General features: G+C 66.7%; 13 protein-coding genes and 1 rRNA gene. 8 read left to right on the forward strand and 6 right to left on the reverse strand.

Annotation, left to right across the window (positions count from 1 at the left end):
• Positions 1-48: 48 nt before the first annotated feature.
• The 5 genes from glsA to SLQ33_RS33155 form a co-directional block, all read right to left on the reverse strand.
• Positions 49-1,338 carry a glutaminase A gene (gene glsA / locus SLQ33_RS33135; protein ID WP_319458173.1) on the reverse strand — a complete coding sequence of 430 codons (1,290 nt, stop codon included), beginning with the start codon at positions 1,336-1,338 and terminating at the stop codon, positions 49-51.
• Between the two features lie 45 nt (positions 1,339-1,383).
• Positions 1,384-3,495, reverse strand: a complete 2,112-nt coding sequence (locus tag SLQ33_RS33140) for a hypothetical protein (protein ID WP_319458174.1) — start codon at positions 3,493-3,495, stop codon at positions 1,384-1,386.
• A gap of 93 nt (positions 3,496-3,588) precedes the next feature.
• On the reverse strand, positions 3,589-4,614 hold the full coding sequence (locus SLQ33_RS33145) for an L-idonate 5-dehydrogenase (protein WP_319458175.1): 1,026 nt from the start codon (positions 4,612-4,614) through the stop codon (positions 3,589-3,591).
• A complete protein-coding gene (locus tag SLQ33_RS33150; RefSeq protein WP_319458176.1) occupies positions 4,611-5,993 on the reverse strand; it encodes an MFS transporter in 1,383 nt (460 codons plus the stop codon). The genes SLQ33_RS33145 and SLQ33_RS33150 overlap by 4 nt, the downstream gene beginning before the upstream one ends.
• 180 nt (positions 5,994-6,173) lie before the next feature.
• A complete protein-coding gene (locus tag SLQ33_RS33155) occupies positions 6,174-6,911 on the reverse strand; it encodes a GntR family transcriptional regulator (protein WP_319458177.1) in 738 nt (245 codons plus the stop codon).
• Between the two features lie 106 nt (positions 6,912-7,017).
• Here SLQ33_RS33155 and manD point away from each other — a divergent pair, with 106 nt between their 5' ends.
• From manD to SLQ33_RS33195, 8 genes are all read left to right on the forward strand, one after another.
• A complete protein-coding gene (manD, locus tag SLQ33_RS33160; RefSeq protein WP_319458178.1) occupies positions 7,018-8,229 on the forward strand; it encodes a D-mannonate dehydratase ManD in 1,212 nt (403 codons plus the stop codon).
• Positions 8,226-9,149, forward strand: coding sequence for a PfkB family carbohydrate kinase (locus SLQ33_RS33165; protein WP_319458179.1), 924 nt, complete (start codon positions 8,226-8,228; stop codon positions 9,147-9,149). The genes manD and SLQ33_RS33165 overlap by 4 nt, the downstream gene beginning before the upstream one ends.
• Positions 9,146-10,600 carry a mannitol dehydrogenase family protein gene (locus SLQ33_RS33170; RefSeq protein WP_319458180.1) on the forward strand — a complete coding sequence of 485 codons (1,455 nt, stop codon included), beginning with the start codon at positions 9,146-9,148 and terminating at the stop codon, positions 10,598-10,600. Before SLQ33_RS33165 ends, SLQ33_RS33170 begins: the two co-directional genes overlap by 4 nt.
• Positions 10,597-11,229: a bifunctional 4-hydroxy-2-oxoglutarate aldolase/2-dehydro-3-deoxy-phosphogluconate aldolase gene (eda, locus tag SLQ33_RS33175; protein ID WP_319458181.1), complete on the forward strand. Its 633-nt coding sequence runs from the start codon at positions 10,597-10,599 to the stop codon at positions 11,227-11,229. Before SLQ33_RS33170 ends, eda begins: the two co-directional genes overlap by 4 nt.
• Positions 11,230-11,375: 146 nt before the next feature.
• On the forward strand, positions 11,376-12,278 hold the full coding sequence (locus SLQ33_RS33180; protein ID WP_319458182.1) for an alpha/beta hydrolase: 903 nt from the start codon (positions 11,376-11,378) through the stop codon (positions 12,276-12,278).
• 122 nt (positions 12,279-12,400) lie between these two features.
• Positions 12,401-13,900: a DNA-3-methyladenine glycosylase 2 family protein gene (locus SLQ33_RS33185; RefSeq protein ID WP_319458183.1), complete on the forward strand. Its 1,500-nt coding sequence runs from the start codon at positions 12,401-12,403 to the stop codon at positions 13,898-13,900.
• 2 nt (positions 13,901-13,902) lie between these two features.
• Positions 13,903-14,406: a methylated-DNA--[protein]-cysteine S-methyltransferase gene (locus SLQ33_RS33190; protein ID WP_319458184.1), complete on the forward strand. Its 504-nt coding sequence runs from the start codon at positions 13,903-13,905 to the stop codon at positions 14,404-14,406.
• Between the two features lie 75 nt (positions 14,407-14,481).
• Positions 14,482-15,045 carry a dihydrofolate reductase family protein gene (locus SLQ33_RS33195; RefSeq protein WP_319458185.1) on the forward strand — a complete coding sequence of 188 codons (564 nt, stop codon included), beginning with the start codon at positions 14,482-14,484 and terminating at the stop codon, positions 15,043-15,045.
• Between the two features lie 104 nt (positions 15,046-15,149).
• On the opposite strand, the gene rrf is transcribed toward SLQ33_RS33195, so the two are convergent.
• A 5S ribosomal RNA gene (gene rrf, locus SLQ33_RS33200) occupies positions 15,150-15,252 on the reverse strand; the annotation flags it as partial.

Here is a 15,252-nt window from a genome sequence, read left to right on the forward strand (position 1 = left end):
GAGGGAAACGAGCCGCCCCCAATCGCACACTTATTTTTCCTGGCGCACTCAGCGCATGAATGCGTCGCGCTGCCGTTCCTCGGCGGCCGCGACGGCGTCCTCGATCGTGAGGTACCGCACCGCCTCGAGCTCGGGCTCGGTGCGGATGACGATGCCCTCGGGGTCGACGAGGTAGCCGTCCTTGCCCTGCGCCCGCAACATGGCGCTCATTCCCGACAACAGACCCCGCGCCGCGTCGTCGATCTCGTCGACCCGGGACACGTCGAGGATCGCCACGTCGAAGCTGTCGCGTTCCCGGTCGACGGTGCGCACCACCTGCTCGGCGCCGCAGAACAGCAGATCCCCGTGAGTCTCGTAGACGCGTACGTTGTCGAGCGGCTCGTAGACCGCGCGCAGCGTGGCCCGCGAATCTCGGGACACCGACAGGAAGTGCAAGCCGAGCTGCTCGGACAGGCTGCGGCACACCCGGATTCCGCGCACGCTGTTGCCCTTGGCGTCGAGCAGCGGTGAATACGTCCCGATGCCGAGCTGTCCAGGCAGTACGGCGACGATGCCGCCGCCGACTCCGCTCTTGGCTGGCATGCCGACGGCGCTCACCCAGTCGCCCGCCGCGTCGTACATCCCGCACGTCACCATGACCGACAGCGTGCGCTTGACCACCGCGGGGTCGGTGACGCGCCGGCCCGTCATGGGGTTGACGCCGCCGCGGGCCAGCGTGGCCGCCATCCGCGCAAGGTCGGTCGACGTCACGTTCAGCGAGCACTGGCGGAAGTACACGTCCAGCACGTCGTCGGGATCGCCGTCGAGCGCGCCGAAGCTTTGCAGCATGTAGGCGATGGCCCGATTGCGGCTGCCGGTGAGTTTCTCCGAGTGGTAGACGTCGTGGTCGAGGGTCAGCTGGCGGCCCGCGAACCCCGAGTAGAAGTCCTGGATCAGGGCGAAGCGCTCGTCCGGCGTGGCTCCGGGCACGAGGGACACGGCGGCGATCGCGCCCGCGTTGATCATCGGGTTCTTCGGCTTCTTGGTCGTGCGGTCGACGCTGATCTCGTTGAACGCCTCGCCGGACGGTTCGACGCCAATCTTCGCGTCGACGGCGGCCTCGCCGATCGAATGCAGGGCCAGCGCATAGGTGAACGGTTTGGAGATCGACTGGATGGTGAATTCGGTTGCGGTGTCACCAGATTCGTAGACGAAGCCGTCGGCCGACGAGAGCGACAGTCCGAACCCAGTAGGGTCCACCCTGGTGAGCTCGGGGATGTAGCTGGCCAGCGCACCGTCGGTCACTCCGGCCTGTTCGGCACGGATGCGGTCCAGGTATCGCTGCACCAGTTCGGCCACATGTCGGATTGTAGGGCGCGGACCTCCGCCGGTGGGTCCGGTGGGCTAGGGCTGCGGGTAAGGCGCGAAACGGTTGTCGTAGCCTGCCTTGCGCGCCGCGAGTTGCGCTGTGCGTTCGTCGGGGGTGACGTAGACGGTGCCGGCGGGCAGCACGCTCGCGAGTTCGCTCAGCGGCACCACCTGCGAGTGCACCGTCGGCAGGCGCGTGGGCTCAAGCGGCAGGTCCTGGAACCGGATCGAGATGGTGCCCTGGTTCAGGCCACCCGTGGACACCCAGTTCTCCACCAGAGGATCGGTCGGCGAGATCACGATCGTGTACACCCCGCCAAAGGGCTTGGCCTGCACGTTGTTCAGGCTCGTCTGCTGGTTCCAGTAGTCGTCGGTGATGGTCCAGTCGTTCGTCACCGGCACCACGAAGTAGTTCGCGTCGCCCGGGTCGATGGTGAGCACCAGCGCCTCGTCGTCGGCCAGTTGGAAGTGCCCGGCACTCTGCAGCTGGGTGGCTAGGAACTCCGCGTTGCGGGTGGGGTTCGTCAGCACGTTGGCCTCGCGCGGCTGGCCGGTCTCGGGGTCGGTCGTCGCCACCGCCATGTAGGTGGACTCGCGCTGAATCCCAAGCGCCATGATCACCGCGGCCACCGTGCCGCGCAGCAGGGGCGGCGTGTAGGGCAGTGGCGGCACCAGCGACACCAGCGTCTGCAGCAGCGGGTTGCCTACGACCAGCGGCCCGATTCCGGGGATGGCGAATCCACCGAGTTGGCTAAACAGGCTGCTCGGTGGCCCACCGACCCGCGCGATCTCCAGGCTCATCGGCTGTTGATTCGTCCAGTCGGACAACGTGTTCCGCGTCGCGATCAGCGTCGTGTCATTGGTCAGCTGCAGGTGGTTGGGCCGACCGTTGGCCGGCGTCGAGTCCGCGGTGATGGTGAAGGTCCCATCGGGGTTGAGCACGAGTTGGTCCTTCGTCAACACCGACGCGGTGTTGCCGGTCAGGCCCGTCAGCACGCTGAACGTGGTGTCGGCCGGGAGGTGGTCGAGGTCGGCGAAACGACCCGTGATGACGTACGACGAAGCACCGTTGACACCCATGAAGCGGTAGATCGTGTCCGGGTTGTCGTAGAGGATGCGCGAACCGGGCACGACTTGTCCGTACCAGGTATGGGGCGGCGCCACCTGCATGACGACGGTCGGGTTCATGGAGTCCAGGATCTGCTGCTGGAATGCCGCACCCATCGCGTACTCGTTGACGGCCGCGTCCAGCTGGTCGACGTTGGCCTGATCCGGCCCGTCGGGGAACTGCTGCTGCGCCGCCGACATGAAGCCGAATCGCAGCACGAGCTTCATCAGCTGCATCGGCAGCGTGTTGAGCGTCTCGGTGGCGATTTGTTCGGCCGTGAGTTGCTCTTGGGTGCCCAACACGCTGGTCGACGCGAGCGCCGCGGCCGGCTCGACGAAGGACGTCGTCGCGACCGCCGAGGCCTCTCCCCCGGTCGCCGGTGCGACGACGTGACCGACCTCGCGGCGCACCCATCCCAGCATCGTCCAGAGGGTCGGCGACGGGGGCGGTGTCGCGGGCCCATCGCTCGGCTCAGCCGTCTTCAACTCCGCGGCCGGTACCGAGAGTGTTTGCACGGCTGTGGCTTTGACGGACGGTGCGGTCGACTGCGTGGTTTCGTCGGCGTCGCCGGACGCGACTGCAGTGGGTTGCTCGGCGGCGGGCGCTTGCTCCTCGCCCGACTGTTGCTCGGACTCCGCGCTACGGGCGGCGGAATTCGGCTGGAGTTGCCGACGCGGCTTCTTCGACTTCACGTTTGGCGACTCGTCGCCCGTCGCCGGTTCTGACGTCAAGCCAGCGGGTTTCGTCGGCTCGGCGGCTGGCTCGACGGTCGACGTGTGCTCCCCCGCGAGCTTGGGATTCGCGTCAGTCGGGTCAGCCGACTGCTCGCCCGCTGTTCCGGTCTTCGATGGCGTGGTCCCAGGCGAGTCGGTCCCCGACGAAGACGACGCCGAGGAGTCGGAGTCGTTGGGGTCGGCCGAAGCCAATCCTGGGCTGTTGGCAATCGCCGCACCGATCCCCAATGCGACGGCCAGCGCGCCAACCCGTCCAACGAACCTGGCATGACCGTGACTGGCCAGTTCATCGCGTGGCATCGACATTGAGGCACACTTTCTCTGACCGGATCAACCCGCATCTGTATAGCAAGGTTTGCCGGCCAAGAGGCCAAGCTCGACACATCCGGTCGCGTTTGCCTACCCGAGGTGCAGGAGCACCTTGCTGCTGCCGCTGTCACGGTCGGCCGCGACGGCGATGGCGTCGGCGGCCTGGTCAATCGAATAGCGGTGGGTGATCAGAGGATTCACGTCGAGACCGTTGCTCATCGCCGCGATGGCGTCGGTGATCTCGTCGATGAAACGGTAGGAGCCGATCCACGTGATTTCTCGGGTGACCAGGCCGCCAAGATTGGCTGGCGTCGGAGTGCCCGGCAGGTTTCCGACCTGGACGATGGTGCCTCCGCGCGCGGTCGCCTGAAGGATCGCTCCAAGTGCGGCGGGAGCGCCCGATGCCTCGAAGACCAGCTCGACGTCCGCCGGGAGTTCGTCTCCGGCGCCTAGATTGACCAGCACATCGGCCCCCATCGATCGCGCGATCGAGAGCGGCGCGTCGGCCACGTCTGCTGCCACCACCGTCGCGGCGCCCGCGTGCTTTGCCGCCGCGACGACGAGCGAACCGATGGGGCCGGCGCCGTTCACCAGAACGTCGCGGCCGCGCAGGTCGCCTGCTCGGTTGACGGCGTGCATGGCGACCGCCAAGGGCTCGGCCAGGGCACCATGGTCGGTTCCGACGGTATCCGGGAGCGCGCGAATCTGGTCTGCCCGAACCACTTTCAGTTCACTGAAGCCGCCATCGGTGTGCGGGTCGAACGCGGCAGATCCGCAGTAGCTGATCTGCGGGTAGAGGTTGGTGCGGCCGGCGAGGCGTTCGGGGAGCACGTCGCCGCCGACCGGCGTGGCGGGATGGACGGTGACGGGCTGCCCGACGTCGAACCCGGTGACACCCGGCCCGGTGCGGGCGATTCGTCCTGCCATCTCGTGTCCGAGCACAAGGGGATGTTTGAGCACCGCGGTACCCGAGGCGCCGTTGCGCCAGTACGCGACGTCGGATCCGCACACCCCGCCCCATTCCATGGCGATCAGGACTTCCCCTGCCTGAGGGACGGGGTCGGGTAGCTCGTCGACCCGGAGGTCGCCGGCGCCGTGCACGACCACTGCCTTCACAGCGCGTCCTGCAGTTGCACCAGGTCGCGACCGCGGGTCTCCGGTGCGATCACGGCGGACACGAGGGTGATGAGGGAGTACACGATCAGCATCGCTGCGATCGGCCACCAACTGCCGGTCGCCGCCGTAAGCGAGGCCGCGAGGATCGGTCCGATCGCAGTGGCCAGGATGCCGCCGATCTCCTTGGCGAGCGCAAGCTGGGTGAACCGTGTCCGGGAGCCGAAGAGCTCCGCCATCGTCACGCTCTCCAGCGAGAACAGGCCCAGCACACCGATGTTCAGACCGATCACCATGGCCAACAGCAGCGCGACGTTGCTGCCGCTGGTGATCATGAGCAGCATCGGGAACGCGAATGCGATCGTCAGGGCACTCAGTGCGATGTAGATCGGGCGCCTGCCGAAGCGGTCACCGAGCCATCCCACCACCGGGATCGTGGCGAATCCAAGCAGCGAGCCGTACAGGATCGCGCTGGTGGCCACGGACTTGTTCATCATCAAGGTTGTCGCGATGTAGCCGACCAGGAAGGTCTGCACCAGACCGGAGTTACCGGCCTGCCCAAACCGCAGGCCAAGCGCGACGAGGAACGCCTTGCCCTTGCGCTGATGAAGTCCGGCTTCGAGAACGCTCTCGTGCTTCTTGGCGGCGGCGGCTTCGAGTTGCTCGCGGGAGAGCGCAACACCGTCGACGACGTCGGGACGTTCCTCGAAGACGGGGCTTTCCTTGAGGTTTCGTCGCACCCAGACCGCGAAGATCATCAAGATGAAGCTCAGCAGGAAGGGCACGCGCCAGCCCCAGCTGAGCAGTTGTTCGTCGCTCAGTACCGCGAGCAGCAGGGCCCACACCCCGGAGGCGACCAGGGTTCCGGAGTTGGTGCCAAGGCAGACCAGCGACGCGATGACGCCGCGCCGTTTCGGTGGCGCGTACTCGGCCAGCATCGTGGTGGCGCCGGCGATCTCCGCGCCGGCACCGAAGCCCTGGATGAGCCGCAGTACGACGAGCAGGATCGGCGCCAGGATGCCGATCATTGCGTAGGTCGGTAGCACACCGATCAAGGTCGTCGAAGCGCCCATCAGTGCGATGGTGATGAAGAGGACCTTCCGTCGGCCTATCCGGTCGCCCATGCGTCCGAAGAAGATGGCTCCGGCCAATCGGGCGACGTATCCGACGCCATACGTCGCCATAGCGGCGATCAGGCCGATCGCGGGACTGACGTCCGGGAAGAAGATCTTGTTGAAGACGATGGCTGCGGCCAGCGAGTACAGCTGGAAGTCCATGAACTCCATCGCGGTCCCAAGCCACCCGGACACCGCGGCCTTGGTCAGATCGCCGGTAGTACGTTCGGCGACACCCCCCGATGGGGCTTCCACGTAGTTCGTCATCACTGTGTTCCTTGCTCGAGAGATGTCAGTTTGTGAACCGGATCACTTACATACAAGCCCTGACAGCCAAGACTTGTCAACATCCAATTTCGGCAATGTTCATCCGACCGAGCGTGCGATTCCCAAGCGGGGTGGGTGTGGTGAGAGGGTCTGCTTGCCGGTTCCGGCAGCGCGTGGGTGCTACTGCCAGACAGCGACGACGCGGCGCGTCGGCCGGGTCGCGTTGCCATCGGCGAAGAGTTCCGGCGAACGCGCGCGGATCTTCTCGATGTCGGTGAAGACCTTGCGCAGGTGGCTGCGCAATGCCGCGGTGGCCTGCTGGCTGTCCCGCGACTCCAAAGCGTCGACGATCGCGGCGTGTTCGCAGGTCAAGGACTGAATCGAGCTTTCGCTCATCATGCCGAGGCGGCGCGCCCGGTCCAGATGCGCCTTGGCCGCGACCACGGTGCGCCATGCGTTCCCATGGCCGCCGGCCGCGAGCAACGATCGGTGAAACTGCTCGTCGAGCTCGAAGAAGGTGTCGACGTCCGTCGTGCCGTTCTGCGCGTCGATCAGCGCGCGCAGTTCGGTGATCGCGGCCTCATCGGCGAGTTTCACCGCGTCCGGCATGGAGGCCATTTCGATGGCCTCTCGCACGAACTGCGCATCGGCGACGCGCGCGGGGTCGATGCGGGCCACGAAGGATCCCAGCTTGGGAAAGATGTGCACCAAGCCCTCGTCGGCGAGCAGGATCAGGCTTTCGCGCACCGGGGTCCGGCTGACCGAGAGCTGCGCAGCGAGCTCGTTCTCCGACAGGGATGCGCCGGGCGCCAGGTCCAATGTCACGATGCGTCGGCGCAGCTCGGCGTAGACGCGTTCACGGTTCGAGCCCTGCTTCGCTTCGCCCCTGCCCTCCGAAGCCGGTGCCGCCGTCGTCATCCCGACAGTCTATTCCATACCGACCCTGTTGACAGATACTGTCACCTAGGGCTTGTATGTAAGAACTAGGACGTGAGATTCCCGCACTCCTCGAAGGAGCCCAGAAATGAAGATCGTCGGCGCCGATGTGCTGATCACCGCACCCGGACGCAACTACGTCACGTTGAAGATCACCACCGATGACGGGCTGGTGGGTTGGGGCGACGCCACCCTCAACGGCCGGGAACTCTCGGTGGCCTCCTATCTGCAAGACCATCTGTGCCCGCAGTTGATCGGCCGCGACGCACACCAGATCGAGGACACCTGGCAGTACCTGTACAAGGGGGCGTACTGGCGCCGCGGCCCGGTCACCATGACCGCCATCGCCGCAGTCGACGTCGCGCTCTGGGACATCAAGGGCAAGGCCGCCGGAATGCCCGTGTACCAACTCCTCGGCGGCGCCGCCCGCAACGGTGTCATGGTGTACGGACACGCCAGCGGCGGCAATCTCGGCGAGCTGCTCGACGACTTCGCCGGCTACCTCGACCTCGGCTACCGCGCCGTCCGCGCGCAGTGCGCGATACCGGGGATGGACACGGTCTACGGCGTGCACCCGGGTGACACGCAACTCTACGAGCCCGCCTCCGGGCACCTGCCCGCCGAGGAAAGCTGGGAGACCGGGCCGTACCTGAGGTTCGCCCCCCACATGCTGGGGGCAGTGCGTGAGCGCTTCGGCTTCGACGTCCATCTGCTGCACGACGTGCACCACCGGCTCAGCCCGATCGAAGCGGGCCGGCTCGGCAAGGATCTGGAAGAGCACCGCCTGTTCTGGATGGAGGACGCCACGCCTGCCGAAGACCAGGAGGCGTTCCGGCTGATCCGGCAGCACACCACCACACCGCTGGCGGTCGGCGAAGTGTTCAACACCATCTGGGACTGCCAACACCTGATCACCGAGCGCCTCATCGACTACATCCGCACCTCGGTCTCCCACGCCGGCGGCATCTCGCATCTGCGAAAGATCTTCTCGCTCGCCGAACTCTATGGAGTCCGAACCGGCTCGCACGGTGCCGGCGACCTGTCCCCCGTGTCGTTCGCCGCCGCGCTACACGTGGACATGGCGATACCGAACTTCGGCATCCAGGAGTACATGGGTCACCGCGATCCGGCCGGTGAGGTCTTCCGCACCAACTGGACCTTCCACAACGGCCTGATGCACCCCGGGGATGCCCCCGGGCTTGGTGTCGAGGTCGATGAGGATGCCGCCGCGCGCTTCCCCTACGACCCGAAGAGCCTTCCGGTCAATCGCCGGACCGATGGATCGGTACACGACTGGTGAGCAACGTCGACGTCGTACTCCTCGGCGAGCCGTTGATCGAGATCAGCACTCGCGGACCGATCGCGCCAGGCGTGGAGTGCTCGTTCGCGGTGTCGGGTGACGTCGTGAACACGGCGGCGGCGGCAGTGGCCGCTGGCGCCCGCGTCGCCGTCATCGCACGGGTATCGGACGACGAACTCGGCACGGCAGTCTGCACCCAACTGGCCGAGCTCGGGGTGGACACCCGCTTCGTTCGTCGCGACGACGGCTTCCAGGGCATCTACGTCCAGCACGCCGACCCGCACGGTGAGCGCCAATTCTGTTATGCCAGAACTGGTTCCGCTGGGTCGCGGTTGACTCCGGGTGACCTGCCCGCGGGGCTGCTCGAGGACGCCGGCGGCGTCTTGGTGAGTGGCATCACCGCGGCTCTGTCCGCAACGGCAAAGGCCACGGTGGTCGAGGCGGCCCGCCGCGCCCGTCGCTTCGTCTACGACCCGAATTTCCGCCCTCGGCTGACCACCGCGCAGGAAGCGGCGGCCCTGCTTGCCGAGCTCGCACCGCACTGCAGCCTCGTCACGCCGTCAGCACCACACGAATGCGCCACCCTCCTCGGCGTTTCCGATCCCGCGGAAGCCGCCGCCAAATTGCGAGCCGGTGGCGCCGCAGCCGTCGCAGTCACCTGCGGCGCCACCGGTGTCCACGTCGACGACGGTTCGGTGCATTGGCAGCCCGCCTATCCGGCACCGAAGGTCGTCGATCAGACCGGCGCCGGCGACGTGTTCGCCGGAACCGTGACCGCGCGCCTCGCCCTCGGAGACGAGCTGCGGACGGCGGTCCGGTTCGGTGCCGCCGCAGCGTCATTGGCCGTCGGCGGAACCGGTGGCAGCGGCGGCATCGCGCCGCTCGAGACCGTGCTCGCCCACGCCGGAGTCTCGGCATGAACAGGTTGACGTACCGCAACTACGGAACGACGACGCCGCCGGAACCCGACCCGCGGAGCCTGACCGTCGGACAGGTGCACCTCGGGCTGGGTGCGTTCCATCGGGCTCATCAGGCCGTCTATACCGAGGACGCGATCCGCGCAACTGGTGAAACCTGCTGGGGCATAGCCGCGTTCACGCAGCGCAGCGGGGCCGCAGCGGATCGGCTCGCTCCCCAGGACGGCCTGTACACCGTCGTCGAACGCGGTGCCGGAGCCGCGTCGCCGCGCATCGTCGGCGCCCTGCGTGAAGTGGGGAACGCCGCCGCCGACCCAACCGCGGTGATCGAACGCATCTGTGACCCCGAGGTTCACGTGGTGACTCTCACCGTCACCGAGAAGGGCTACCGGCACGACCCCGTGACCGGCAAGCTGCGTCTCGACGATCCCTACGTCCTTGCGGACCTTGGTTCTCGTACGCCGCGGACGGTGCCCGGGGTGCTGGCACATGCGATCGCGCGACGAGCCGCGGCCGGAACTGGTCCGCTGACCGTAATTTCGTGCGACAACCTGCCCGGCAACGGCCGCCAATTGGAGGGACTCGTTCGCGAGTTCGCGGATGCAGCCGGCCTTTCCGCCGTCGATGGCGCCGTCGCGGCGTTTCCCTCGACGGTCGTCGACAGGATCGTTCCGGTCACCACCGAGTACGACATCGCCGAACTGTGCGAGCGCACCGGCGTGCGCGACGAGTCCCCGGTGAACTGCGAACCGTTCCGCCAGTGGGTGATCGAGAACCGCTTCGCGGGCCCCGTTCCGGCCTGGTCTGCGGTCGGGGCGCAACTCGTCGACGACACCGCGCCATGGGAACAGCTCAAGCTACGGATGCTCAATGCCGCACACTCCACCCTGGCGTATCTGGGCTTGCGGCTGGGGTTTCGCTCGATCGCCGCCGCCGTCAAGGACCCGATGCTCGCGGATGTCTGCCGCCGACTGTTCGCCGAGGACGTGCAACCGTCGCTGCTCACGCCGCCCGGGGTGGACGTGGTCGCGTACGGAGAATCCGTGCTGGCGCGCTTCTCCAACATTGCGTTGCCGCACACCACGATTCAGGTCGCAGCCGATGGATCTCAGAAGATCGGCCCACGCCTGCTGAGCACCGTATCCGCCCGCGCGGCCCAAGGCGCGACGGCATCGTGGGCGGCGCTCGGCATCGCGGGATGGGCGTTGCACGTGATCGATCCGGTCGACGCCGCAGGCCACCCAATCGCATTGGCCGACCCGCGCGCCGACGAGCTCCGGGACATCGTGGCGGGCGCGGCCGTGCCAGTCGCGGTGCGGCGACTGGTCACCGACCCAAGCATCGTGGGCGACGGGCTGTCCGGCGACGCCGAGTTCACCGACCGTGTCGTCGGCTTCGCCGACAACCTCCATCGCCACGGATTCAATGCACTTCACGCCGAGGTACGCCAATGACCGAACACCCGAAGACGGCGATCGACCTGATGAACCGGGGCCCGGTCATCCCGGTCGTCGTACTCGACCACGCCGCCGACGCAGTGCCACTCGCGCGTGCGCTGCTCGCCGGGGGGGTCGACACCATGGAGATCACCCTGCGAACCCCCGAGGCCATCGCGGCGATCGCGGCAGTGGCCGAGCACGTGCCCGACATGGCGGTCGGCGCGGGCACCATCATCCGACCGGAGCAGGCGCGCCACGCGGTCGCCGCCGGTGCAACGTTCCTCGTCTCACCGGGCTGCAGCCCCCGCCTGCTGGCGGCGATGCTCGAGCAGGCGATGCCGATACTCCCGGGCGCGGTGACGGCAAGCGAAGTACTGGCCTTGCTCGAACACGGTGTCACCGAGATGAAGTTCTTCCCCGCTGCCGCCGCTGGCGGCGTACCCGCGCTCCGCGCCCTCGCCGGCCCACTGCCCGATGTCACTTTCTGCCCCACCGGCGGAATCGACCGAGCCGCCAGTGTGCACTACCTGGCGCTGCCCAACGTCGCCTGCGTGGGCGGGTCCTGGCTCGCGCCAACCCAGCTCGTCGCGGCACACGACTGGGATGCCATCATCGAGCGATCGGCCGCAGCCACGGCCCCGTAGGCGCGACACGGACTCCTTCGTACCCCTGAGTGCCGCGCCAATATCGGCCGATACCTTGAGAGCGACACTCACGCAAGATTGATGCGCCTGCCGAACGTCATCGGTCGGACGTGACGGTGCCACGGTGAGTCCGGAGAGGTGCAGACGTGTTTCGTCAACAACAGCCAATCGACGCACCATCGTGGTTCACATCCGCGCTCGCTCACACGCCCGAGCACTCGGACATCGAAGTCGACGGTTGCCGCATCCATTTGCGCGCGTGGGGAAGCCGCGAGCACCCGCCGCTGGTTTTCGTTCACGGTGGCGGCGCACATTCGGGCTGGTGGGATCACATCGCACCGTTCTTCGCCCACACCCACCGAGTCATCGCTCCAGACCTCAGCGGACACGGCGACAGCGGCACCCGGACCACCTATAGCTTGCGCACGTGGTCGCGCGAAGTCCTGGCAGCCGCGGCAGCAGGCGGGACGTCGGGTCATCAGCCGACTCTTGTCGGCCACAGTATGGGTGGCTGGCTCGCGGCCGTGGCGGCACTTTACGGCGGCGAGCCGATCGACAGCATCGTGATCATCGATTCACCGCTGTGGGATCACGCACCAGAAGGGCCGCGGCTGCGTGACCGCAAACGCCGCACCACGGGCTACCGGTCGAGGGAGGAGATCCTTGCCCGTTTCGTTCCCGTCCCCTCACAGGAGACCGTGCTTCCCTTCGTCGCACGCCATATCGCAATCGAATCGGTGCGGCGCACGCTCGGGGGATGGAAGTGGAAGTTCGACCCCGCGATCTTCGACACGTCAGTCGTTGGTCAACGTCGCGCCGACCAAGAATCGATGGAAGCGATGATGGCTGAAATGCCGTGCCGGATAGGCTATCTGCGTTCCGAAGCGGGCTTGGTTCCCCCCGAGATGGCCGACAGGATTCGCTCGATGTTACAACTTCGAGGACCCTTCGTGGAGCTCGCCGAGGCCGGACATCATCCGATGCTGGACCAACCACTGCCACTAGTGGCGACCCTGCGAACGCTGCTGGAACTCTGGTCAATTACCTGAGCTCCTCACGCCGGCCAACATCAGCTGGTCCCGCCTGAACCGATGCATGACGTTCGGCGTCGATTCACCTTGATGTCGGTTTTCCGCCAGTGATGTCGGACCCGACGTGTAAGTGTCGAAGCATGCATGAAGACTTCGAACGCTGCTACCGGGCCGTCCAGTCCAAGGACGCCCGCTTCGACGGGTGGTTCGTGACGGCCGTGATGACGACGCAGATCTACTGCAGGCCCAGCTGCCCGGTGCGGCCACCGTTCGCCCGCAACGTCCGGTTCTACCCCACCGCAGCCGCCGCTCAACAGGCCGGATTCCGGGCCTGCAAACGCTGCAGGCCCGACGCCTCGCCGGGTTCGCCCGAGTGGAACATCCGTGGCGACGTGGTCGCGAGGGCCATGCGGCTCATCGCAGACGGCACCGTGGACCGCGAGGGCGTCACCGGGCTGGCAGCCCGCGTCGGCTACACCACCCGCCAACTCGAGCGGCTTCTGCAAGCGGAGGTCGGCGCCAATCCGCTCGCGCTGGCCCGTGCTCAGCGCTCGCAGACCGCCCGGGTACTCATCGAGACGACGGACCTACCGTTCAGCGACGTCGCCTTCGCCGCCGGCTTCTCTAGCATCCGGCAGTTCAACGAGACCTTGCGGGCGGTGAGCTCCCTGACGCCGACGGCGCTGCGGGAGCAGGCCCGAAATCGTTTTGGCCCAGGGCAATCCACCGGATCGGGTGTCATCACATTGCGTCTGCCGGTGCGCAGTCCATTCGCATACGAAGGGCTGTTCGGACACCTGGCCGCCACTGCGGTGCCCGGCGTCGAGGAGGTGCGCGACGGCGCATACCGTCGCACGTTACGGCTCGGGTCGGGCAACGGAATCGTCGGCCTGACGCCGCGGCCGGATCACGTCCACTGCGAACTCGTCCTGGACGACTTCCGCGACTTGTCGACGGCGATCGCCCGCTGCAGGCGGCTGCTCGACCTCGATGCCGACCCCGAAGCGGCGGTCGACATATTGAGTTTCGATCCACAGCTCGCGGCGGTGGTGGCGAAGGCTCCTGGCCAACGGATACCGCGTACCGTCGACGAGTCGGAGCTTGCCCTGCGAGTGGTCATCGGCCAACAGGTGTCGGTGAAGGCCGCGCGCACGCATGCTTCGCGCCTCGTCGAGGCGTACGGATCGCCCGTGCACGACGCGAACGGTGGTCTGACGCACGTCTTTCCGAGTGTCACTCAACTCGCCGACGTCGATCCCACCCTGCTGGCGTTCCCGAAGGCCCGGCAGCGGACGTTCGTCACGCTGGCCCGTGCGCTGGCCGACGGCCACGTCGTGCTCGATCCGGGGTGCGACTGGAACAAGGCACGCCAGCAGCTACTGGAAATTCCGGGCGTCGGGCCATGGACGGCGGAGGTGATCGCCATGCGTGCGCTTGGCGACCCCGACGCGTTCCCGGCGACCGATCTCGGCGTACAGCTAGCCGCCAAACACCTGGGCCTGCCGTCGGATCCGCGGGCGTTCATCGAACACAGTGCGCGCTGGCGGCCATGGCGTGCGTACGCGACCCAACACCTGTGGACCGCACTCGATCACGAAGTCAACAACTGGCCGCCCCTGGCGACCGCGAAGGAGAAGTGAAGATGGAAACGCTGCAGGTTCGTACCGTCGACAGCCCAGTCGGCCCGCTCACCCTCGCAGGCAAGGACGGGCGGCTGAGGCATCTGCGGATGGCCGATCAAACCTACGAACCCAGCCGCAATGGCTGGACACGGAACGACGACGCGTTCCCCGAGGCGGTCGCACAACTCGACGACTACTTCGCCGGCGAGTTGCAGGACTTCGACCTCGAGCTCGAACTCGTCGGTTCTGCCTTTCAGCGGCGCGTGTGGGCGGCGTTGTTGACGATTCCCTACGGAGAGACCCGTTCGTACGGACAGATCGCCGCGCAGATCGACTCACCTGGCGCGGCTCGGGCAGTGGGATTGGCCAACGGCCACAACCCGATCGGAATCATTGTCCCGTGCCATCGGGTGATCGGAGCGAACGGGAGTCTCACCGGCTACGGCGGTGGGCTCGAGCGCAAGAAGCATCTGCTCGACATGGAGAAGAATCGCGTGTCGCCCGTAGCGACATTGTTCGACTAACGCTGCCGTCTTCCGGGAATGCGAATCTCGTGTGGCGTCGCGATGAGTTTTGCGCCCCGGTTCAGTCTGATCTGCATGGGCAGACTCATCTATGGCTTCAACGTGTCGGTGGACGGGTACATCGCCGACGCACAGGGCAACATCGACTTTTCCGATCCGAGCGAAGAACTGCACCAGTACTGGAACGACTTCGAGCGGGAGACCGCCCTATCGTTCTACGGGCGGCGACTCTACGAACTGATGTCCGCGTACTGGCCGACCGCCGACAAGACCCCGGACGCCACCCCTCTGATCGTCGACTTCGCGCACATCTGGCGCGAAATGCCCAAGGTCGTGTTCTCGCACACCCTGGAGTCCGTCGACTGGAACTCCCGCCTGGAATGCGGCGACCCGGTCGAGGTGGTAACGAGGCTGAAAGCCGAAACCGACGGCAGGCTGGAGGTGGCCGGCGCAACGCTGGCCGCACCGATCGTGCAGGCCGGACTGGTGGATGAGTACCGGATCGTGGTCACGCCCACCGCCGTGGGCGGCGGCACACCGTTCTTCCCGACACTGCCGTCATGGATCTCGCTGCGACTGTTGGAGAACCGCACCTTCCCGGGCGGCACGGTCCTGCTGCGCTACGAGGCGAAACACTGAGCGGCGGCCCGAATTGACATCAATTCACTTCGCACGCGAATGGAATGCAATGAGAAATGCCTGTGGCCCCCAATCGAAATTGGGGGCCACAGGACTTAAAGGGTGTTCGGCGGTGTCCTACTTTTCCGACCGGAGGGTCAGTATCATCGGCGCTGGTAGGCTTAGCTTCCGGGTTCGGGATGGGTCCGGGCGTTTCCCTGCCGCTGT

Origin of the sequence: Mycobacterium sp. RTGN6 (assembly GCF_033804605.1) — a bacterium.
Lineage (GTDB): Bacteria > Actinomycetota > Actinomycetes > Mycobacteriales > Mycobacteriaceae > Mycobacterium.